Origin of the sequence: Desulfobacter postgatei 2ac9 (assembly GCF_000233695.2) — a bacterium.
GTDB lineage: Bacteria > Desulfobacterota > Desulfobacteria > Desulfobacterales > Desulfobacteraceae > Desulfobacter > Desulfobacter postgatei.
Window position 1 is genome coordinate 3,707,274 of record NZ_CM001488.1, and the last position, 22,208, is coordinate 3,729,481.

At 46.7% G+C, this 22,208-nt stretch carries 20 protein-coding genes; 5 read left to right on the forward strand and 15 right to left on the reverse strand.

Features of this window, described 5'->3' with window-relative positions:
* Positions 1–103 precede the first annotated feature (103 nt).
* The 6 genes from DESPODRAFT_RS17145 to DESPODRAFT_RS17170 all read right to left on the reverse strand — a co-directional run bounded on the left by DESPODRAFT_RS17145 (position 104) and on the right by DESPODRAFT_RS17170 (position 6,508).
* On the reverse strand, positions 104–835 hold the full coding sequence (locus DESPODRAFT_RS17145; protein WP_245531956.1) for a UPF0280 family protein: 732 nt from the start codon (positions 833–835) through the stop codon (positions 104–106).
* 16 nt (positions 836–851) lie between these two features.
* Positions 852–2,018, reverse strand: a complete 1,167-nt coding sequence (locus DESPODRAFT_RS17150) for a deoxyguanosinetriphosphate triphosphohydrolase family protein (RefSeq protein ID WP_004075302.1) — start codon at positions 2,016–2,018, stop codon at positions 852–854.
* Between the two features lie 4 nt (positions 2,019–2,022).
* Entirely contained in the window at positions 2,023–2,904 is an 882-nt protein-coding gene (locus tag DESPODRAFT_RS17155) for an Mrp/NBP35 family ATP-binding protein (protein ID WP_004075304.1), read from the reverse strand.
* A gap of 61 nt (positions 2,905–2,965) precedes the next feature.
* Complete coding sequence (locus DESPODRAFT_RS17160; RefSeq protein ID WP_004075306.1) at positions 2,966–3,769, reverse strand: hypothetical protein; 804 nt, start codon at positions 3,767–3,769, stop codon at positions 2,966–2,968.
* Positions 3,766–5,508, reverse strand: coding sequence for a tetratricopeptide repeat protein (locus tag DESPODRAFT_RS17165; RefSeq protein WP_004075309.1), 1,743 nt, complete (start codon positions 5,506–5,508; stop codon positions 3,766–3,768). The genes DESPODRAFT_RS17160 and DESPODRAFT_RS17165 overlap by 4 nt, the downstream gene beginning before the upstream one ends.
* Positions 5,509–5,545: 37 nt before the next feature.
* The gene (locus DESPODRAFT_RS17170; RefSeq protein ID WP_004075311.1) at positions 5,546–6,508 is read right to left on the reverse strand and encodes a sigma-70 family RNA polymerase sigma factor; all 963 of its coding nucleotides are present in this window, start codon (positions 6,506–6,508) and stop codon (positions 5,546–5,548) included.
* A 305-nt stretch (positions 6,509–6,813) separates the two neighbouring features.
* Here DESPODRAFT_RS17170 and DESPODRAFT_RS17175 point away from each other — a divergent pair, with 305 nt between their 5' ends.
* Genes DESPODRAFT_RS17175 through DESPODRAFT_RS17185 form a run of 3 tightly spaced genes read left to right on the forward strand, consistent with a single transcriptional unit; the run spans position 6,814 to position 9,785 of the window.
* A complete protein-coding gene (locus DESPODRAFT_RS17175) occupies positions 6,814–7,701 on the forward strand; it encodes a phosphoribosylaminoimidazolesuccinocarboxamide synthase (protein WP_004075313.1) in 888 nt (295 codons plus the stop codon).
* Positions 7,702–7,704: 3 nt separating this feature from the next.
* Positions 7,705–8,664, forward strand: a complete 960-nt coding sequence (locus DESPODRAFT_RS17180; protein WP_004075315.1) for a ParB/RepB/Spo0J family partition protein — start codon at positions 7,705–7,707, stop codon at positions 8,662–8,664.
* 11 nt (positions 8,665–8,675) lie between these two features.
* A complete protein-coding gene (locus tag DESPODRAFT_RS17185) occupies positions 8,676–9,785 on the forward strand; it encodes an SPL family radical SAM protein (RefSeq protein ID WP_004075316.1) in 1,110 nt (369 codons plus the stop codon).
* 106 nt (positions 9,786–9,891) lie between these two features.
* Here DESPODRAFT_RS17185 and fusA read toward each other — a convergent pair whose 3' ends face one another.
* The 7 genes from fusA to DESPODRAFT_RS17220 form a co-directional block, all read right to left on the reverse strand.
* Complete coding sequence (fusA, locus tag DESPODRAFT_RS17190; RefSeq protein WP_004075317.1) at positions 9,892–11,961, reverse strand: elongation factor G; 2,070 nt, start codon at positions 11,959–11,961, stop codon at positions 9,892–9,894.
* A gap of 74 nt (positions 11,962–12,035) precedes the next feature.
* The gene (locus DESPODRAFT_RS17195) at positions 12,036–12,788 is read right to left on the reverse strand and encodes a TlyA family RNA methyltransferase (protein ID WP_004075320.1); all 753 of its coding nucleotides are present in this window, start codon (positions 12,786–12,788) and stop codon (positions 12,036–12,038) included.
* A complete protein-coding gene (gene dxs / locus DESPODRAFT_RS17200; RefSeq protein WP_004075322.1) occupies positions 12,778–14,655 on the reverse strand; it encodes a 1-deoxy-D-xylulose-5-phosphate synthase in 1,878 nt (625 codons plus the stop codon). The genes DESPODRAFT_RS17195 and dxs overlap by 11 nt, the downstream gene beginning before the upstream one ends.
* A gap of 24 nt (positions 14,656–14,679) precedes the next feature.
* Positions 14,680–15,621 (reverse strand): polyprenyl synthetase family protein, encoded by a 942-nt coding sequence (locus DESPODRAFT_RS17205; protein WP_004075324.1) that lies wholly within the window; start codon positions 15,619–15,621, stop codon positions 14,680–14,682.
* Positions 15,618–15,845 (reverse strand): exodeoxyribonuclease VII small subunit, encoded by a 228-nt coding sequence (gene xseB / locus DESPODRAFT_RS17210; protein WP_040016443.1) that lies wholly within the window; start codon positions 15,843–15,845, stop codon positions 15,618–15,620. The genes DESPODRAFT_RS17205 and xseB overlap by 4 nt, the downstream gene beginning before the upstream one ends.
* Positions 15,826–17,178, reverse strand: coding sequence for an exodeoxyribonuclease VII large subunit (gene xseA, locus DESPODRAFT_RS17215; protein WP_004075327.1), 1,353 nt, complete (start codon positions 17,176–17,178; stop codon positions 15,826–15,828). Before xseA ends, xseB begins: the two co-directional genes overlap by 20 nt.
* Before the next feature lie 129 nt (positions 17,179–17,307).
* Positions 17,308–18,075 (reverse strand): sugar phosphate isomerase/epimerase family protein, encoded by a 768-nt coding sequence (locus DESPODRAFT_RS17220; RefSeq protein WP_004075329.1) that lies wholly within the window; start codon positions 18,073–18,075, stop codon positions 17,308–17,310.
* A gap of 310 nt (positions 18,076–18,385) precedes the next feature.
* On the opposite strand from DESPODRAFT_RS17220, the gene DESPODRAFT_RS17225 reads away from it, so the two are divergent.
* Together DESPODRAFT_RS17225 and DESPODRAFT_RS17230 are read left to right on the forward strand one after the other, a co-directional pair.
* On the forward strand, positions 18,386–19,234 hold the full coding sequence (locus DESPODRAFT_RS17225) for a rhodanese-like domain-containing protein (protein ID WP_004075332.1): 849 nt from the start codon (positions 18,386–18,388) through the stop codon (positions 19,232–19,234).
* Positions 19,234–20,355, forward strand: coding sequence for an NAD(P)/FAD-dependent oxidoreductase (locus DESPODRAFT_RS17230; RefSeq protein WP_004075333.1), 1,122 nt, complete (start codon positions 19,234–19,236; stop codon positions 20,353–20,355). Before DESPODRAFT_RS17225 ends, DESPODRAFT_RS17230 begins: the two co-directional genes overlap by 1 nt.
* Positions 20,356–20,883: 528 nt before the next feature.
* Here DESPODRAFT_RS17230 and DESPODRAFT_RS17235 read toward each other — a convergent pair.
* Together DESPODRAFT_RS17235 and DESPODRAFT_RS17240 are read right to left on the reverse strand one after the other, a co-directional pair.
* On the reverse strand, positions 20,884–21,375 hold the full coding sequence (locus tag DESPODRAFT_RS17235) for a GFA family protein (RefSeq protein WP_004075335.1): 492 nt from the start codon (positions 21,373–21,375) through the stop codon (positions 20,884–20,886).
* A gap of 18 nt (positions 21,376–21,393) precedes the next feature.
* On the reverse strand, positions 21,394–22,023 hold the full coding sequence (locus tag DESPODRAFT_RS17240) for a class I SAM-dependent methyltransferase (RefSeq protein WP_004075337.1): 630 nt from the start codon (positions 22,021–22,023) through the stop codon (positions 21,394–21,396).
* Positions 22,024–22,208 lie beyond the last annotated feature (185 nt).

Consider the following 22,208-nt stretch of genomic DNA (forward strand, 5'->3'; position numbering starts at 1 on the left):
TTTTACGTCGTTTTGTTGATTCATTTACATCCTATTTATGTAATATATAATCATTTTATATGAAAGTTCCAATAAGTTGTTTAGGGTGGTGTAATACCTGTTTTCATAGTTTGACCAGTTCCAGCCCCCCCCATAGCCCAATATGTTTTCCTGAAATAATGACAAGACCCTGGACCCCGCTCATGCGCCTGCCTGAGACAATGGCCTTTTCAATGTCTTTGGGCGTCTGGACCTGATTGCAAATTGCTGTGGCCGCAGCATCGGCCAGGGCACAGCAATCTGCCAGTACTGAAACGGCATCGGCTTTGCCAAAACTTTTGGAATGCCCCACGGTGCCCGAGGAGGTGCACATGGCAAACGAAACGGGGCGCCGGCCCACTTTAATACCGGTTTTCATGCTCAAGGGTGATGATCCGGCATAAATGGTGAATATGGTATGGGTATCTGATTTTATAAAAATATCGCCGCCGTTTTCCACAAGGACATTTGAAGAGCATTGAAGCAGATCCCTTCCCACACTCTGGGCCACAGCCCCTGCCACGGCCGCCATGGGGCCGACACCGGCCGTTTTTGCCGCCATGGTCATTTCAGAAATGATTTTAGGCGCGATCCCCGGATCGGGCAACGGCGTCAGGCTGTGGGCAAACCTTGGAGAGCGGGCGATGTGATTTTCAATGTAATGGCGATGTTTCAGAATAGACCGTACAGCCTGTTCACTGAGATCCGAATCAGCCTGAATATTGAGGTTGGTTTCCTTTACGGTTACATTAAAGTTGACCAGTCCCTGTTTTTGGTGGCAAACGCGATAGATTTTGCGGTTTTCAAACATTGACATTTAAGGTGTTCTGCCGCTACACCCAGTCAATGGGAACAGGGCGTAAATGGTACGGGGCCTGGCGGATAAAATAGGAATCGGTCATTCCGGCAATGAAATCCCGGGCAATTTCGGCATGGCTGTGGTTCAAACGGTAGCTGTCATCCATGCCGTTGAGAAACCGGGAATAAATAACGGAAGACCCATCTGCTTTAATCAGATCGTTCATGTATCTGTCAAACAAACATTTGAAAATATCTTCAATACCTGTGAGGTGTCGTTTTATTAGGGGATTTTTGTAAATAAATTGGTAGTTAAACTGCTTTAATTCTTTTAGGGCATCAGCCACCCTGGGAGAAAATCCTATAGATCCCTGGTCAATGCTTGTGTTGATCAAGTCAGTGACCAGGTTAAAGACAATGGTGCCCTGGGTCGCCCCTAAACGTTCCCGGCAGGTGCCGGGAAGCTGGTCCCGGGTCACAATATTTAGGCGGACAGCGTCCTCAAAGTCCCTTCCGATATAGGAAACCGTGTCGGCGATGCGGACCACACACCCTTCCATGGTCATGGGTATTACATCATCCGTGGTGCCCGCCCGAATTTGTCTGACGATCGTATCCAGATCTGCAAAATTCCTTGGCGGTGCCGGGGTAAGCGTCCTTGCATGGACCTCTCCGTTGTGGCAGACAATGGCGTCCAGGGTCTGGAGGGTCAAATTCCAGCCTTTGCCGTTTCTCTCAATGACATCTAAAAACTGCATGCTTTGAAGGTTATGGTGGAATTGACCCGCCCCAGCTGCCTGGGTAAGGCGGGAGAGAAAACGTTCACCGTCATGACCGAAGGGTGTATGACCGATATCATGTCCCATGGCTGCCGCTTCAATAAGATCGGTGTTCAGTCCAAGATACCGGCCAATGGTTCTTGCCACCCGGGAAAGCATCTGTACATGCAGAACCCGGTGGGTAAGATGGTCATTATTGATCAGGGAAAAAACCTGGGTTTTATCACTGTAACGGGTGTAGGCCAAAGAGTTGAGGATACGGTCCGCATCTGCAGAAAAAGCAAGGCGGTATTCGGTCTCAGATCTTGGCTCCGAATACCGCCGGAGAGCATTTTTGGAAAAACAGGCCCGGATGCCGAGGATTTGGGCTTCCCTTTGTTCAAGGCCGGCTTTCAGTGCCCGGGGTGTTTTGTCCAAAGTCAATTAATCATACCTCAATCTGTTTGAGGATATTTTCCACCACCTTTTCAAATGCGTCTTTAAAAGGACCGGGCGCCTCATACATCATCACGGGCACACCGTCATCTCCGGATTCCACGACGCGGGTGTCAAAGGGGATGGACCCTAAGAAATTTAAGCCCTGTGCCTTGGCGGTTTTTTCTCCGCCGCCGCTTTTAAAAAGATCAATATGCTTATTGCAGTGGGGACAGGTATATCCGGCCATGTTTTCAATTATACCAAGAGTTTGCATTTTTACGGTTTTACAAAATGAGATGGATTTGCGGACGTCTGCAAGGGCCACTTCCTGGGGGGTGGTCACGATAATGCCCCTGGCATCCGGAATGGTCTGTACAACGGTGAGCGGTTCATCACCTGTACCCGGAGGGGCGTCAATGACCAGAAAGTCCAAGTTTCCCCAGGCAACGGAACCTACAAACTGCTTGATAATCCCGGTTTTTGCAGGGCCTCTCCATATAACGGCCTGGTCCTTGTCCTGCATCAACGCCTGAACACTGACCACCGTGAGGTTTTCGTTGATTCGTCTGGGCAACAGCTGCTTGGTATCGGGTGCAATATCTAAAAGTTCCGTTATGTTGAACATCTGGGCAATGGAAGGACCATGCACATCCACATCCATAAGCCCTGTTTTATATCCTTTTTTTGCAAGGGTTGCTGCAAGGTTTGCTGATACGGAGCTTTTACCCACGCCGCCTTTGCCGGACAGAACAAAAAATTTATGTTTGATTCTGGCCAGATTGTCCTTGATCATTGCGTCCATTTCCATCCGTTGTTTGTCAGCGTCATTCTGGGGGGTCTTGGATGAACAGCTGCTTGCTTTTTTGGCCTGGTCAACGTTTTTGTGAATCATGATTTATATTTGTCTCCTTATGAGGTTTGGTAATAATAACACCGTATAAATATGTTCATTTTCATGATCCTGTCAACCTGAATACGGATTCTTTTATATGAATATTGGGCATAATATCGTTCAAAGCAATCTTCATGATTCTTTGGTTCCCGTCTTTTATGGTTATGACACCGGGCAGAATGAAATTATCGCGTTTGAAAAATTGAGAATACCATATTCCCAAAATGAGATTCATTTTTTTATCGAGCACCCGATACCTGGTGGGTATTCCGGTTTCGTTCGTTAAACATTCCTGAATTTCTGAAGAGAATGATTGTGAGGCAAAAACAGTATTCGGCTTTTCAGGAAGAATCCAGGCCCTGTCAAAGGGTCGTTTCGGCACCTTTCCAAGAAGAAGGCTGACCAGTTCAGACAGACGCAACGGGATATTGATGTAGGGATCAAGATCCGGGTCTTTAGATACAGCTGAATGGAGCTCGTGAGCCCCGGTGTGGGAGGCAAAGGTCACCCACTGGCCGGTCGAGGCAATGGTTTCAACAGGATGACCTGACATAAGCAGGGTCATGCGCACGCGGTTGGGCGACTGGGCCGCCCAGATAATTTTATATTTTTCCTTACGTCCCCCCTGGATCAGGGTCAATTCACCAGTGCCCTTGGATGTGGAAATCTGTCCATTGAACGCCTGGATACGGTTTATGATATCTTCGGCATGGGTGTTTGTCTGTTTACCGGATTGAAGTCCAAGCAGGACGCACCCGGGTCCTGTGAATATGACAGTAAAAAGGAATATCGTAACAACGCCGACGCCGGAACGCCAAAGATCAAGATCTTTCACTTGCCTGAAACTCAGATATGCCGGTATCATTGTACGGGATTTTCCAAATTTTTAAGTTTTTCCTTGATTTCCATGATCTCTTTTTCATGATCCGGTTTGGCGTTATCAAGGGCTTTTTTATACATGGCAATCGCCTTCTCCCGCTGTCCTGTTTTAAGGTAGGCATCTGCCAGGTGGGCGGCAATGACGGTTTCATATTCAGATAGCTCAACAGCTTTTTCAAGGTAAAAAATAGCCTTGTCATACGCCTGTTTTTTAAAATAGACCCACCCCAGACTATCCATGATATAGCCGTCTTCCGGTCGGATCTCAAGGGCTCGTTGTACCAGTTTCAGGGCTTGATTAAGATTAATGCCCATTTCTGCATAGGTATAACCCAGGTAATTGAGGGCTGATGCATGCTCGGAATCCAGTCTGATAATGGTTTTCATGGTTTCAATGCTTTTGCGTCGCTGCCCTGCAGCATCCAGAACAACACCAAGCTTGAACAGTAAATCCGTATTTTGGGGAGCCTCTTTTAATGCACGCTGCAGCATGGTGACGGCAATGTCATGACTGTTGTTTTCCTGGTAAAATGAGGCCAGGTAAGAGGTGATATCAATGTCTTGTGGACTTTGTCTGTGGTGCTGTTCCAGAAATTGAATTGCCTCTACTGTGCGGTTCATGTCCCTGTAGAGAAAAGCAATACTTAAAATTGTTTTTTTATACTGGGGATGATCGGGCGTGACTTTAAGATAACATTCAATGGCCTTGTCCGGTTTTTCTAATCCTTCATAAGCCATCCCCAGGAAAAAATTAATGTTGGCGTTCCCGGGGAGTGCTTTCCTGATCTGGGACAAAACCGTAACAGCATCCTGGTATCTATCCTCGGGCATCAGGATCTGGGCAATGTTTAACACCAAATCCGTATTTTTTCGGATTTCCCGACCAAGTAGGGCAAATATGTCATCTGCGTTTTGATAATCCTTGGTGTTAAAATATAACAGACCAAGCTCTATCAGTGCCTTTTCATCTCCGGGCTCTAAACTAAGAACCTGGTTGAGAAGCTTTATGATTTCCGCCTTATTTATTTCTTCACCCATGGCTTTATACACATCTACAAGCCGGAAGCGGGGTTCTATAAGGTCAGGCTCAAGTTCAAGGGTTTTAAGGTAAGACTTCTTAGCCGCTTCAGGGTTGCCGGCTATCCGCTGGGTCTCTCCCAGGTAGAAATAGGCAACATAATAGTCGGGAAATATGGTTGTCATACGGGAAAACAGATTCATGGCTTTCAGGGTCATGCCCTCATCCATATACACTTTTCCCAACCGTAAAAAGGTTTCTTTATCTTCTGGCGCAAGCTCAAGTATCCGTTCCAGCAGGAGGGTCATGTCCTTATCATCCCCTTTTTTCAGCCGGGCAAGCAGGAGAAGGTTTTCCACATCATCCGGATATTTTTCTGCCAGAAGCTGGGCAAGTGCCATGGCCTGGCCTGACTTTTCTTGTTTCTGCAAGCAGATGATATATTCGCGCTGCAGAAAAGAGGAGTCCGGATCTTTTGCAATGGCCTTTTCCAGAGCTTTTTGCGCCAGATCAGTTTCATTTTTAATATCGTAGAGCCGCGCCATAAGATAGTAGTATGACGCCTGGAAATCACTCTCCTGGTCGGCAACATTTTCGCTGTCGGTTTCCCCGAGGATAGGAGCCCCCGATTCCTTGATACAGCCTGAAACAGAAAAAAAGCTTAAGGCTGAAGCCAAGGCCAGGGTACACATGGTAAGGTGTTTCATTAACGGAATGCCTTTTTAAACTCTTGGAATACGAATATTACTGGTCATGGTCATACATGTCAAAATCCGGCATATCTTTTTTAAAATATGCTTTCATTTTTTTTATGATGTTGTTTTCAATCTGCCGGACCCGTTCCCTTGAGATGTTGTAGACTTCACCTATTTCCTGCAGGGTTTCGGGGGAATCTGAAAAAATTCTGCGATCGAAAATATCCAGTTCGCGTTCGTTCAGTGTCTTTTTAAACTCATCCACCTTTGTGTACAGGATATCTTCGATCTCTTTTTTTGCCAGGCGGTCTTCGGAGGAATCCGAATCAACGTTAATAAATTCAATGCGTTCGGTATTTGAATCATCTTTAAGCGGTTCATCCAAAGAGAGATCCCAGTTGGCAAGCCGCTGGTCCATATCCACCACTTCCTGTTCAGACACGCCCAGGCGTTCGGATAACAGCTTGGGCTTGGGATCAAACCCCTGTTCAATGAGCAACTGTTTCTCTTTTTTCAATCTGAAAAAAAGCTTGCGCTGTCCCTGGGTGGTCCCAATTTTGACCATTCGCCAATTGTCCATGATGAATTTGAGGATATATGCCTTGATCCAAAATGATGCATAATAGGAAAATTTGACATTTTTATACGGGTCAAATTTTTTTACGGCCCGGACAAGACCAATATTGCCCTCCTGGATGAGATCAAGAAGATTCTGCATCCATATGCGTTGAAATTCCAAAGCAATCTTTACCACCAGGCGCAGGTTGGAAGTGGTCATTATATAGGCGGCTTCCTGGTCGTTATCCTCCTGAATCCGCCGGCCCAACTCTATTTCCTGCTCCCGGGTCAAAAGTTTATATCTATTGATTTCATTAAGGTAACTTTGAATGGGATCTGATTTGACCAGGGCTTTTGACGTGCTGGCCCTGGTTTTGCCTGCGGGTACCAAAAAGTCCTTCTTGGTCAGTTTTTTAGAAACTGTGGGATTCTCTTGGTCAACAATATTTTCCATTTAGGAACCTTTAACTTTAATTAACTTAAACTTTATTACTATCATACTTTGATTTAAAGCGATATAGTTGCATATTACTAATTGATTATCTTGTGTTTGGACGAAACGTCACCCATCTGCGCCTTGCGTCTGGGCGACGTTTTATCCAAACACGGGTTTCCTTTCAGGCACTACCTTAAAAAGGTGAAGCCCTTGAAAAAATAATTTTTAAGGTTATTTTTATGGGTCTGATAGTAAAATTAATCATTGTATGATAAATCTATTTTCAAAATTTTTAAATTAAATTGTCAGGATAGGAGGAACGCTTGAGCATTATACCCGGAACAGAATATGAAGGTTTGCCGCTGATCAGACAAGGAAAGGTCAGGGACATTTTTGATACGGGCGATGCCCTGCTCATGGTCACAACCGACCGGCTTTCCGCCTTTGACGTGGTCTTGCCTGACGCTATTCCGGACAAGGGCAAGGTATTGAACCAGATCTCGGTGTTCTGGTTCAAACAGATGGAAAGCATCGTTAAAAATCATATTATCAGTACGGATGTAAATGATTATCCGGTGGCGTTTCACAAATACAAAGACAAGCTTGAAGGCCGCAGCATGCTGGTGAAAAAAGCTGAACCCATGGCCGTGGAGTGCATTGTCAGAGGCTATATTTCAGGCTCGGGGTGGAAATCCTATCAATCTGAAGGCCATGTGTGCAATATCAAGTTGCCCCAGGGGCTCAAGGAGTCCGACAGGCTTGAGACGCCTTTGTTTACCCCGTCGACCAAGGCTGAAATCGGTGATCATGACATCAATATCGGCTTTGATCAGGCTGCAAATATTCTTGGGAAAGAAACTGCAGAAAAACTGCGTGACCTGAGCCTTGAAATTTATAATCGCGGTGCAGCACTTGCCCTGGAAAAAGGTATTATCATTGCCGACACAAAATTTGAGTTTGGTCTGCTTGATGGTGAAATTATACTTATTGATGAAATCCTGACTCCGGATTCATCCAGATTCTGGCCCCTGGATGATTACACACCCGGGAGGGGACAGAAAAGTTTTGACAAACAGACTGTCAGGGACTGGCTGACCAATTCGGGTTGGGGCAAAACGCCGCCGGGTCCCAAATTGCCCCAGGAAATCATTGACAATACCAGTAAAACCTACAAGGAAATTTTTACCCGGCTGACCGGAAAAACCATCTGATCCATGACAGGAATAACAGTTACTGATATCCCGGTCTCTGAGATTGATCTTTCAGACACCGGGTTTCGCATTACAGGGCTACACCATGATATTGAACATCTATCGGCTTCCATTTCCCAATATGGCATCATGGTCGAGCCCCTGGTGTTGTGCGGATCGGATAAATACAGTGTGGTGTCCGGGTTCCGGCGGATTGAAGCCGTAAGGTATGCGGGATTGTCCCGGATAACCTGCCGTGTCATGCCTGCAGGAGAAAAACCGGGTGCGGCCATGGCCGCTGTAATTGAAAATGCCTTTTCAAGGGAACTTACGTCTGCAGAACTCGTTCGGGCTACAGCGCTTTTATTGCGTTTCATGGATGCTGAAACTATCGCAAAAAACGCTACATCCATCTTCAACAGGCCGCTGAATACCGCGTATATTAATACGCTGGCGCATATCCATGCCATGCCTGATTCTGTTCTCAATCTTATGGATGAGGGCAAGATATCCATTAAGGCATGTAAAAGCCTTGTATCTATGGATGCAGAAACCATGACTGAATTTTTGCATCTTTTTTCTCTGATCAAAGTATCTTCGGGCATTCAGATGGAGATCATTGCATGGGCAAAGGAGATCTGCGCCCTTGAAAAAATGAGTCTGTCAACCCTCATTCAGGAAAGTCCCCTGGGAGATAACGAGAGCGATGGCCACAGGGATATTAGTGCCCTTGGAAAGCAGTTCAAGGCGTTTCTTGCCCAAAGACGTTTTCCTGCGGTCACAGCAGCTAAAAACCAGGCCCAAGAACAGATCAAAGCACTTGAACTGGATTCCGGACTTCAACTGGCGGTTCCCGAAAATTTTGAGGGATTGGTCTATGCCATGCAAATGGAATTTAAAAATATGGATGAGTTTAAAACACGCCTCAACCGCCTGGCGCAACTTGCAGACCACCATGACTTCAAATCCCTTCTGGATAGATAAAGACAGATAAAATGATCAATCCAACCCGGGTATTCATAGACAAAGATCTGAATCTGACGCCGGAAATTGAGTACCTGATCTCAAGGGTCAAACCGATACCGGAGAAGGTTGGGGACTCAAGCCCTGTATATGACCTGATCAATCAGGCTGATGATCCCGTGGGCTTTGCCAAAAAAGTGCTTTACATCACCAGCAACAAGGGCGCTTTGATCCGCCAGTGCCCGGGCACCAGCTACTACACCTGCTGTGATTACACCATCTTGCATTGCGGCACCTATTGCACCATGGACTGCGCCTACTGCATCCTGCAAGCCTATTTTCACCCCCCCGTGCTCCAGTATTTTGCAGGCTTTGACCAGTACACTGCCGCACTGGAGCCGATTTTTCAAGGGAACAATATTTTTCGCATCGGCACCGGTGAGTACACCGACTCCCTGATCTGGGAACCTGTCAGTCTCATGCCCAGATTTCTGGTTGAAAAATTTGCAGCCCAGGACCGGGCGGTTCTTGAACTGAAGACAAAAACAGTTAATATAGATACGCTTCTTGACCTGAACCATAATCGGAAAACGATTCTGTCCTGGTCCGTAAATACCCCTGAAATGATTGCATCACAGGAGCGGGGTACAGCCGGTCTTTCCGCACGGCTTAAGGCTGCGGCTAAAGCCGTATCAAAGGGGTTTCGGGTGGCATTTCATTTTGATCCCATTTTTTTGTATCCTGGATGCGAAAATGCTTATGAACATGTGATTGAAGCCATTTTTGACCATGTTCGCCCAAAAGATGTTGTATGGATTTCCATTGGTACTTTCAGGTTCATGCCCCATTTGAAATCCATTATTGAAGCACGTTCTCCCGAGTCAACCATCCCCTACGGAGAGTTCATCACAGGGCTCGACAATAAAATGCGATATTTCAAACCATTACGCATCGCCATCTACCAGCGCCTTGCTGCCGTGTTCCGACAGATTGCCCCAGACGTTGCCGTCTATTTCTGCATGGAAGATGAAGAGGTGTGGATGAAAACCTTTGGTTTTTTTCCGGGAAAACCCAAAGCGCTTGCCCATATGCTCGACCGGGCTGCCGCAGACCGTTGCGGATTAGACAACCGCCTGCTTTAACCCGATTATTTTATTCCCCAAAAAAAGTACGCCGTTCGGATGATATATCCGAACGGCGTACTAAGCGCATACCACCAGGTAGAACCCAATGGATTAAATATACGTATTAGGCTTCTTTTTCAGCATTGACCTGATCAACAATTTTTTTTGCCAGGTCCGCCGGTACTTCATCATAGACTTCAAATTCCATAGAAAAGGAGCCTCGGCCACCGGTCATGGAACTTAAATCCGGTGCGTACCGCAACATCTCGGACATGGGCACCAGTGCGTTGATGATCTGTTTGTCATCTTCGGAATCCATGCCGAGTACCCGGCCGCGCCTGGAGTTGAGATCACCCATGATATCACCTGTGGCATCATCGGGTGCCTTGACGGATACCTTCATAATGGGTTCAAGTAAAACGGCATTGGCCTGGGCTGCGGCGTTTTTGAATGCCAGAGAGCCGGCCGTTTTAAATGCCATTTCCGAAGAGTCAACTGCATGGTAGGAACCAAAATCCAATGTGGTACGGAAATCCACACAGGGAAATCCAGCCAGAATACCTTTTTGCATGGCCTGCCGGATACCTGCCTCAACTGCAGGAATATAGTTTTTAGGGATCACGCCGCCCACGATTTTATCCACGAACTCGTAACCAGATCCTTTGGGAAGGGGTTCAAGTTCGATCCAGCAGTCACCGTACTGGCCATGGCCGCCGGACTGCTTTTTATGTTTGCCCTGGACCCTTACTTTTTTCTTGAAAGTTTCACGATAGGCCACCTTGGGTGTAGCAATGTCCATACCCACGTTGAATTTACGCTGGATTTTTTCTGCGGTGACTTCAATATGAACCAGACCGCGGCCGGAGAGAATGGTCTGTCGGGTCTCTTCTTCACGGCGCAGGGTAAGGCCGGTATCCTCTTCAAGGATCTTACGCACGGCTTCGTGGATTTTATCTTCATCGCTTTTGGACTTGGGAGAAATGGCAAAGGAGATGCACGGGGGCAAAGGTGCCGGTGCCGGAATTTTGATGTTTTTTCCGCTGGTCAGGGTATCCCCTGTCAGGGTATTTTTCAGTTTTGCCACGGCCACAATGGCACCCGGCAGAGCACCGTCAATCTGTTTTTGCTCTTTGCCGGCAATTTCAAGAAGCTGTGAAAAGCGCTCTTTGTTGTCCTTGGTGGCATTGAAGATATTGCCTTCCTTGCCAAGTTTTCCTGAAATTACCCGGAAAAGGGAAAGCCGACCCGCATAGGGGTCAACGATGGTGGCAAAGACAAACCCTGTAAATTCGGCATCGGGATCCGGCGCCACTTCCACATCGTTTCCATCTGCGTCTTTGGCAATCCATGGGCCGCGGTCAAGGGGGGAAGGCATATAATCATTGATAAAATCAAAAACCACATCAATACCAATCATCTTTGTAGCTGATATACAGATGGCCGGATAGAAATGGGCATCAAGAACGCCTTTTCTGAAAGCGCTTTTGATCTCCTCTTCGGTTACTTCTTCACCTTCCAGATATTTTTCGAGCAGATCATCATCAAGTTCTGCGACATTTTCAACGAATTCTTCCTTGGCAACGGCAATTTCATCGGCCATATCTGCCGGAATATCAATTCTTGTGGCCTTGCCGTCGGCATCATACTCAAAGGCTGTGCCTGAAATAATATTTACAAGACCCTTAAACCCCTCTTCTTTGCCGATCGGATAGCATACGGGAATAATTTTTTTTTTCAGGGCAGTATCACATGCGGCAACCGCAGTGGTAAAATCAGACCGTTCACGGTCAAGTTTGTTGATAATGACAAAACCAGGCAGGTTATATTCCAGGGCAGAGGCTGCCGCTTCCTCGGTCATGGCGGAAGGTCCGCCAACACCGTCAATAACAAAAGCCATGCTGTCGGCTACAGGAAAACATGTTTTGGCAGCAGAAAAGAAATTTTGATCCCCGGGGGTGTCCATTAATGTTACGACATGCTTTTGGTGCGTATACTTAATAAATGATGTGTTAATACTTTGCTGCTTTTTTATTTCTTCGGGCTGGAAATCCATTACCGTATTTCCATCTTCAACTTTGCCAAGGCGGTTTGTCACCCCAGCTTTAAACAGCATAGCCTCAGCAAGAGTTGTCTTGCCCGCACCTCCATGGCCCGCAAAAGCCACATTCCTCATGGATTTGATTTCTTCGCTCATTACGGCTCCTTTAGAATTTTAATAAGATAACAATACTCTAATAATCAAAATGAAATAAAAATAACAGATTTATTTTATTTTTTTTGATACACTATCCAAATTACGTATTCCTCATTGCCCTTGGCACCTAAAACCGGCGAGGTAATGGTTCCATTTACCTTGTACCCCCTCTCCTCAAAGAAAAGAGTAATATTCTGCTTTACCTGATTTCTGATTTCCGGATCCTTTACGATGCCGCCTTTGCCTACATGTTCCTTTCCCGCCTCAAACTGCGGTTTGATAAGGGCCAGGATATCCGTGCCGTTTCGCATAAATTTTTCCGCTGCCGGGATAACGGTTTTCAAAGAGATAAAAGAGGTGTCCGCCACCACCGCATCCATGGGTTGACCGATGGTTTCATAGGGGAGGTGACGGATATTGGTCCGCTCTATCACCACGACCCTGTCATCCCGGCGAAGGGACCAGTCAAGCTGCCCATAGCCCACATCAACGGCATACACTTTTTTTGCTCCGAATTTGAGCAGGCAGTCGGTGAATCCGCCTGTGGAGGCGCCGATATCAAGACAAACGGCATCCTGAACAGATACGGGAAAACTTTGAAGCGCTTTTTCAAGCTTAAGGCCGCCCCGGCTGACATAAGGATGATCCGGGGTGTTGACCTCAAGGCGCGCATCGTGTTTCACCTGGGTGCCGGGTTTGTCTGCCCTGATTCCGTTTACCAGAACCTTTCCGGCCATGATCATGGCTTTGGCCCGTTCCCTTGAACGCACCAGGCCCTGGTCAACCAGGGCCTGGTCCAGACGTTTTCTGACGATTTTATTTTTCACCGCACAACTTCAACCCTGCTGCCACAACCGCCCGGGCATCAATGCCGTAATCTTTTCGAAGCTCATTTTGGCTGCCGTGTTCAATAAAAACATCATTAACGCCCACCCGGTTCACACGGCAACCTGACACTCCGTTATCACAGATCAGTTCAAGAATGGCTGACCCGAAACCGCCTGCCAGCACATTTTCTTCAATGGTCACTACATTTTTGATTTTCCCTGCAAGATCAAGGATCAGTTTCGCATCCAAAGGCTTTACAAACCGGGCATTGACCACGGTACTTTCAATGCCTTGGGCCGATAATAGTTCTGCTGCATCCATGGCATCATTCACGCAGCGGCCAATACCGATAATTAAAAGATCGTCGCCTGTGCGAAGCACCTTTGCTTTTCCAATATCAACGGCTTTGGCATTGTAATCAACGTCAACACCCTGGCCTGCCCCCCGGGGATAACGCAGGGCAATGGGACCCTGGTGGGCCACAGCCGTTTGCATCATTCGCACCAATTCATTTTCATCCATGGGCGCCATAACGGTCATATTGGGAATGGACCGAAGATAGGAGAAATCAAACAGCCCGTGGTGGGTGGGTCCGTCTTCTCCCACAATGCCGCCACGGTCTATGGCAAAAATTACTGGATGGCTGTCAATACAGACATCATGAAGAATCTGGTCATAGGCGCGCTGCAAAAAGGTCGAATATATGGCCACAACGGGTTTTGCGCCCTTGGCGGCAAGGCCTGCGGCAAAGGTAACCGCATGCTGTTCGGCAATGCCGACATCAATAAACCTGTCGGCAAAGTGTTCGGCAAATTGCTTTAATCCCGTGCCTTCGGGCATGGCAGCCGTCACCGCCACAATGCACGGATTTTGTTTTGCAAGCTCAATCATACATTTACCGAACACCGACGTGTAAGAGGGTGCGGCATTTTTTGACGCCGGACATTTTCCGGTATCTATAGCAAAAGCACCAACACCATGAAAATAAACCGGATTTTTTTCAGCAGGCGCATATCCTTTGCCTTTTTTCGTGGTGACATGAAGCAGCACCGGCGAATCAGGATCTTTAATATTTGACAGAATATCAATGAGATGATCCAGATTATGGCCGTCAATAGGACCGAAGTAATCAAAATTAAAGGCCTCGAACAGCATGCCCGGTGTCACAAAGGTCTTAAAAGACTCCTCCCATCTTTTGGCCCATCCATACATGTCATCCCCGATCTTGGGCACGGATTTTAAAAACTGGCCAAACTGATTACGCATATTCTGCAGAGCCTTATGCGAAAAGGTCCGGGACAGGTAGGAAGACAAAGCGCCGACATTGGCGGAGATGGACATGTCGTTATCATTTAGTATAACGATGTATTTCTGCTGGAGATCGCCTGCATGGTTCAACCCTTCATAGGCAAGCCCTGCGGTCATGGAACCGTCACCAATGATTGAGACCACATTGGATTTGTCCTTCTTGAGCGCCTTGGCATAACACATGCCAAGCCCTGCAGAAATTGACGTGGAGGCGTGTCCTACAGTGAATGCGTCATAGGGACTTTCTTTGATTTTAACAAATCCTGAAATTCCCTTATATTTTCGAAGGGTGTCAAAACTGCGGTGGCGCCCGGTTAAAAGCTTGTGCGCATAGGACTGGTGGCCTACATCCCAGATCAGGGTATCCTTGGGTAAATCAAATACGTAATGCAGGGCAATGGTCAGTTCTACGACCCCTAAACTTGATGCCAGGTGCCCGCCGTTTTTTGATACCACATCAATAATTCTGCCCCGGATCTCCCGGGCAACAGCCTCGAGTTCATCCCTTGGAATTCGTTTTAGATCATCAGGGCAGTTTATTTGGTCAAGATATTTCAACATATACCTCTTATTATAATACTCTCATCGCTTCCGGTTGATAATATAAGCGGCAATGGCGCGCAACGGTTCGCTGTTCTTTTTGAATTCTTTTTCCCCGTAACTGTCTAAAGCTTCCAGGGCATCGGCTACAAGCTGCCTTGAAAAGGCTTTGGATTCTTCGAGGCCAAGGATGGCAGGAAAAGTCATTTTATCGTGCAGCGCATCGGTACCCGCAGCTTTACCCATGATTTTCGGATCACCTATCACATTCAGGATGTCGTCCATCACCTGGAAGGCCAACCCGATATTTTGGGCATATGTGCCAAGGGCGTTTAAGGCATCTGGATCAGCCCCGGCACTGATAGCCCCTGATGCGACACTGACCTCTATCATGGCCCCGGTTTTATGCCGGTGAATTTTTTTTAAATGGGTCAGGACACCGGGGCTGTCTGAAGGCAAATTTTCCGGATTTTTTTCAGCCTGCATATCAAGCATCTGGCCTTCCACCATCCCGTTAATACCGGCTGCCGCAGATATTTTTTCCACCAGAATCAACCGGGTTTCGGCATCGGGGAAAACCTTGAAACAGGTCATAGGTGCGGCAAGGATATGAAATGCATGGGTTAAAAGCCCGTCTCCGGCCAGAATGGCGGTGGCTTCGGAGAATTGTTTATGGCAGGTAGGAACGCCTCTGCGAAGATCATCATCATCCATGCCCGGCAGATCATCATGGATCAGGGAATAGGTATGGATCATTTCAATGGCACAGGAAGCGGGCAGGGCAATAAGCGGATCTGCACCTAATGCATCGGCAGTTGCCAGCGCAAGGGCAGGGCGTACCCGTTTGCCGCCGGCCATTAAAGAGTGCGTCATGGCCTGGACAAGCTCGCGTTGTCTGTCAAATTCATCAAAAACGGTTGCCAGGGCGTCATCAACCAGTTTTCGGTTCCGGGACAAATATCCGGAAAGATCAAAGGTCTTCATAGGTCTTCCTTAAAATCCGATACATCGGGCTTGCCGTCAGCATCCATGGTCAATTGGGTAATTTTCTGTTCGGTTTTATCTAAAATTTCAAGGCAGAAACGGCTATTGGCAATCCCTTCTTCATATTTTTTGACTGCCTTTTCCAATGTCAAATCACCGGATTCCATTTCTTTGACAATGATTTCAAGCTGTTTTAATGCTGATTCAAAGGTTTTCTTTGCCATATATTTTTTCCACCCGGGCATCCAGGCGTCCTTTAGATAAAATAATTTCAATCCCATCGTTCGTATTAAGCGTATCCGCATCCATCACAACATGACCATTTGACATACTGCGGGTGATGCTGTAACCGCGGTTCAACACCGCTGACGGATTTAAGGTCTCAAGTTTGGCACTTTGTTGATTTACCTGGGCTTTGCATTGTTTCAGGTAAGCATAAAAAAGATAATTCAGACTTTGCTGAAGATCCTTGACATCCTTTTTAAATCCCTGGGTGCGTGACAAGGGCAGGGTGCCTGAAAGCGCTCTTTTAAGCCAGTTGGTTCTTTCTCGCTGGTAATTAATATGATTTTTGACCAAAGATAAAGCCCTGGATTGCAAATCTTCGATGCGGAACCTGAAATCATCCACAATCCTGGCCGGACTTTTAAGTCGGGTGTGTAAATCGTTTATATACTTACGCAGTTGAAGAATGCGACGCTCAATCTTATTGTTTAAATCATTTTGTAATCCAAGGATTTGATGAACAATAGCAGCCTGGTCAGGCAAGGCCATCTGGGCAGCAGCCGATGGGGTAGGGGCCCGAAGATCGGCTACAAAGTCTGCAATGGTGAAATCAATTTCATGCCCAACACCCGAAATGACGGGGATTTCAGATTCGTAAACAGCCTTGGCCACGGTCTGGGTGTTAAATGCCCACAAATCTTCCAAGGACCCGCCGCCCCTGGCAATGATAATGAGGTCACAGGTTTTGACACTATTTGCAAGTTCAATGGCATGGGCAATCTCAAATTCTGCGTTGTCGCCTTGTACCTTGACGGGAATGATTTCAAGGGGAACGCTGGGACAGCGTTGTTTGGCCACCTGGATAATGTCACGCACCGCAGCACCCGTGCCCGAGGTAATCACATGGATGCCTGACGGCAAAAAAGGGATTTGCTTTTTTTGGGCAGTATCAAACCAGCCCATGGCCGCCAGTTTAGCTTTAAGCTGTTCAAAGTCTTGCTGAAGCGCACCTGTGCCTTCGGCTTCCATGTGCTCAAAAATGAGTTGGTAGGAGCCACGGGGCTCGTAAAGGGAGAGGCGCGCCATGCCTTTGACTTTCATCCCGTTTTCAGGGGTGAATTTTAAATGGCGTTTCTGTCCCTTAAAAATCACGCAGGAAATTACAGCAGCTTCGTCTTTTAATGAAAAATAGGAATGGCCTGAAGCCGGCGTTGAAAAATTTGAGATCTCACCAATGATCCATAAAAAAGGATACTGCTCCTCAAGCAGATTTTTTATCTGCCTTGTCAGCGTGCCTACGGTGAAAACCTTATGATTATCCTGTGTTGCCATTCCTTTCCTTATCCGAGGCGTATACGGCTTGTGCGCAAAGTTCGTACTTATAAAATAAATCATTTATAAAAGTCAATAAGCGCAAAACCATGAAAGACAGCGACGTCGACCCGTCAAAGATTTGGAAAATTAATCCCACAAACTGCGTACCATATTTCGGCTCAGGTCCAGATAGGCAACCTGCATCTGTGGATCATTACAGAAAACTTCCAGGGTGATGGTGTTGTCGTATGGGATTGATTTTAAGCAATCCACGGCCTGTTGCCAGTCTATGGTGCCTACGCCCAACGGGAGGTGATCGTCGTTTCGTGACCGGTTGTCGGAAAAGTGAACATGCACAAGGTGCTCCCCGAGCTCTTTGCAGAAGATCTGATGCCCATCCTTGCCGAAGTTGGTGTGTCCAAAGTCCAGATGCAGCTTCAGGCCGGATACCCGGGCGATCATTTCTTTAAAAACCGACACCCGGTCAAAGGGCGCTTTATAGTTTTCAAACGCCAGAGTAAGCCCATAGGTTGCGGCCATTTCAACAATGGGCGGTAACGCCTCTATCTGGAATGAGACCAATTGATCTCTCATGGCAGGCGGGCAAAAATAGCAGGGGTGGATGTTCATAACCCTTGCACCTAAACCGGAAAATATCCGTGCGCACCGCTCAAGTTCCTTTAAACAGGCATCCCTGATCACAGACACCGGATATGCCCAGGGAAGGCAGGGATCGGTGTGGCCGATGATACCAAGTTCGCAGGTATCCAGAAGGGCTTTAAGTCGTTGAGTATCCACATCTGCGGCGTTGGGGCCTTCTATAGTCAGATCCAGGAAGTCAAAACCGGCTTTACCGCATTGCTCGGCTTCTTCGTAAACCGATTTTAACGGGTTGTTCATTACACCTATCTTCATGGTGGCATCCTTTATTTCTTTGATCCTGTAAAAAAACACGAAGATCATGAAGGACACGAAGCACTGATATCTTCGTCTCCTTCATGGTAAAAAAGCAAGCTCAGTAAAGTTTATACTTTCTGTGGGTAAATTGCGACAGCTTGAAATTAAAAATTAACCTGTTCAGACAAAGGGGGCTTATCATGGTAAGCTGGATATGTAATAATTAATGATTTACAATCCAATATCAGAGTATCAGAGTAAACAAAAAATGTTCAAGCTGATTGGCTGAAAATCCGGTTCAACAAATAACAATTGGGGAGGTTCACAAATGAAATGGCTACAGTTTTTTACGCCCGCCAAATCAATGGATACCGCGCAGGCAAAGGCGTTTATTTCCACACATCCGAGTGAGAAAACCACTATCCTTGATGTCCGTCAGCCCTCTGAATATGAGACGAGCCATATTCCGGGGGCAGTCCTTATCCCCCTGTCCGAGCTTTCAGACCGGCTGGAGGAACTTGACCCGGACAAATCGACCCTGGTGTACTGTGCCATAGGCGGGCGCAGCCGGGTTGCTGCGCAGATGCTGGCAGGCAAGGGATTTAAAAAGGTAATTAATGTTTCCGGCGGTATAAAGGCATGGGCGTCGGAAATCGCCGTAGGGCCGCAGGATCTGGGTTTAGACTTGTTCTCTGGGAAAGAAGAGCCGGCAGAAGTGCTCAAGGTCGCCTACTCCCTGGAACAGGGGTTGAGAGAATTTTATCTTACTCTGGGCGAACAGACGACCAACAAAAAGGTGAAAGACCTGTTTGCAAAACTTTCTGAAATCGAATTGAATCATCAAAAATCCATTTTTCAGGCCTATCTGGATATTGGTGGGGAAAATGTAAAGATGTCTCAAAAAGACTTTGAGGCTATGGTGGAAGTAAAATCCCTGGAGGGTGGTCTTTCCACGGAACAGTATCTTGAGCTGTTCAGCCCGGACCTGGACAAGGAAACGGATGTGATCTCGCTGGCCATGTCCATTGAAGCACAGGCTCTGGATCTTTACCAGCGTGTCACAGTGAGAATAGACAACCCTGATTCAAGACAGATTGTTCAAAACATCGCCAATGAAGAAAAAGCCCACATAGAAAGCCTGGGAAAACTTATGGATACCCTAAAAGGAACGAATTAATGAAAAAAAATTTGATTCTGATCGGCGGCGGACATGCCCACATGACGGCGCTTGAAAATATTTCCCGCTTTGTTGAAAAGGGGTATAAGGTTACCGTGATCGGTCCGTCCCTTTACCACTATTATTCCGGCATGGGACCGGGTATGCTGGGCGGGACATACACCCCGTCGGACATTCGTTTTGCCACCCGGGATGTTGTATGCAAACAAGGCGGTCTTTTTGTAAAGGATTATGTGACCCGGATTGACCCGGCGGCAAAAACGGTTCAAACCGCCAGCGGCCAAAGTTTGGCCTATGATGTGCTTTCCGTGAATGCAGGCTCCTATGTCTCCATGCAGGATGTGCCTGAAAATGCGGAAAATATTTATCCGGTCAAACCCATTGAAAAGCTTATGGAAGCGGCAGAAAAGCTCAAGATTCTTTTTAAACGTAAAAAAGCAGTGGTGACAATCGTTGGCGGCGGCCCCTCCTCGGCAGAAGTGGCAGGGAACATATGGCAACTGGCAAAACAGACAAAGCAAAATATGCCGGAAATAAAAATTCTTGCCGGCAACCGGTTTATGGCCAGGTTTCCTGAAAGCGTCCGCTGCCGTGTAAGCAGTATTCTTAAAACAAGGGGTATCCGGATTTTTGAAAACGGGTATGTAGAAAAAGTAACAGCCGAATCCGTTCTGATGGCTTCGGGCGAATCGCTGTCCACTGATTTTACTTTTCTTGCCTCGGGCGTGAAACCGTCAAAAATTTTTGAAGCATCCGGCCTGCCGGTTGGTCCGGATAAGGGTATGCTGGTAAACAGATACCTGCAAAGCGTGAAGTATCCGGATATTTTTGGCGGGGGGGATTGTATCAGTTTTAAGGATCAACCGTTAGACAAGGTCGGCGTGTACGCGGTCCGGCAAAATCCGGTGCTGCTGAACAACCTGTTTGCCCGGCTTGAAGGCAGTCCGCTGGAGAGGTTTAATCCGGGACCGGAGTACCTGTTAATTTTTAACCTTGGCGCAAACCACGGCGTGTTGAAAAAAAGAGGGATCGTGTTTAGCGGAAAACCGGCATTTTGGATCAAAGACTATATTGACACAAAATTCATGAAAAAATTTCAGGCCATAGAAAAAATACTTTAAAGGGCAGCGCCTCTTGCGGATAAAGCATTTCTGCAAGAGGCGCTATTGAAAACATAGTACTGAAGTACCGGGAGACCGTTCCCGGCACACGGAAAAGACGGGGTTATGAAAAAAGTTCCTTATGCTGTAGGCAATTTTGAGCAAATTATTATTGCCTCCCAAAGTTACGACTCACGAGGAAATAAAAGCATCAGAGGCAGATAAGCCCGATTGGCATAATTTTGTGAAAAAATCTTGATATAGAGTGGAATAGTCCATTTGCAACGCAGATTAACTCCGTATTACACTAATGTCGAGATTTTTTTACTAAAGATACAAACAACGCCTTGGTTGATACCTTAAAAGTTAGTAAAATTTTTAAATGCTATTGGGCGACAGATATGTCTATAATTGGAGCTCCATAGCCTTGCCAATCACAGCGTTTACTACTTCAGCATTGTGTCACTGAACCTTTAAATAAGGGGTGACCACTTCTTCAGCCAGTCCTTCTCCAAGATGATTTTTTGGCCGCTTCATCGATGAAACAGTTTACAGCAACTCGGAATAATTTTTGTGTCCGGACCACTTGGGCAGATCATCCTGTATTTCAATTACCCTTGAACCATAGAAAAGATGGCATGTTGGTTTGAATGACTCTGGCACCTCGACTGGATACCCGAAATCAAACAACGATGGGAAAGCGAGCCACATCCTGCGCCCTTCATCAGCAATTGGGGTGCCACATTTACCGCAGCGAACTTTACAGGGGAGAATGCGCTCTGGCCGATTTTGTTCACTGTTATAAAAAAACAGATCCTCCAAACCAGCGATGAACCTTACATGGTGTTTGTGGAAAATCGCCGCCCACTGCATAGGTGCACCATGTAGCCTCTGGCAAGTCGTACAATGACAAATCTTGGCATCCACTGGATCAGCGCTCACCTCATATCGGACGGCTCCGCAAAAGCATGAGGCTTGGTACTTGGCAACAAATCCTGTATCTTCCAGGGAAGCATAATCGAGGCCGAATGAGGTTTCCATTATCAATGCCTGTTTTTTTTATTCCGTTTTTCTTATGCCCTTGATTACAACAAAAGAGCCTCTCCCGAAGCCTTCCACAATGGTATTGGGTATTTCTCCAGGGATAAGGGTTTGTAAAACATTCGATATCACAAAACCCGATACATTAAGATAGCTTAGCACCTCCGGCACTGAGAAAAAGGTGGCATCTTTGTAGAACTTGCTGTTTTCTTTCTTTTCAGAATACTGTTTGCCAAGCTCGCTCTCTTTGTCTACAAATCCAACAATAATGAATCCATCGTTTTTTAATACCCGGAAAGCCTCTCTAAAAGATTTAACGATATCATCAACAAAGCAGATGGTCGTTACCATCATAACAAAATCAAACCGGCCATCAGAAAAGGGCAAATTTTCTGCAACACCGGAATGAACGTCGATGCCTTGTAATCTTGCTATGCTTGCCATTTTTTCTGAAGGCTCAACGCCGACCTTAATCCCCAGAGGAACAGCAAACTTCCCCGAGCCAACGCCTACTTCCATGCCCTCCGCTCCGGCGGAAGGGATAAGCCGGCGGATTGTCTCTATTTCAGCGGCATAGAAATCTGGGTGCTTATCAAACCATTGGTCATACTCCTCACTGTACTTTTCGAATGATTCAATTTTGGGCATGATCAACTCCAATAGGCTCATCATGGAACGATTGAGCTGTGCGGCACGGCTTTTTGTGTCCGCACCGGTGACAGGTTAGCTATAATTCTCAATAATCTGAAGAATATCCCTACCCGGCCCAATTATGCAAGAAAAAATAGTATTTGATGAATCAGAACAGCAAAGCAACACCACACTATCCACCC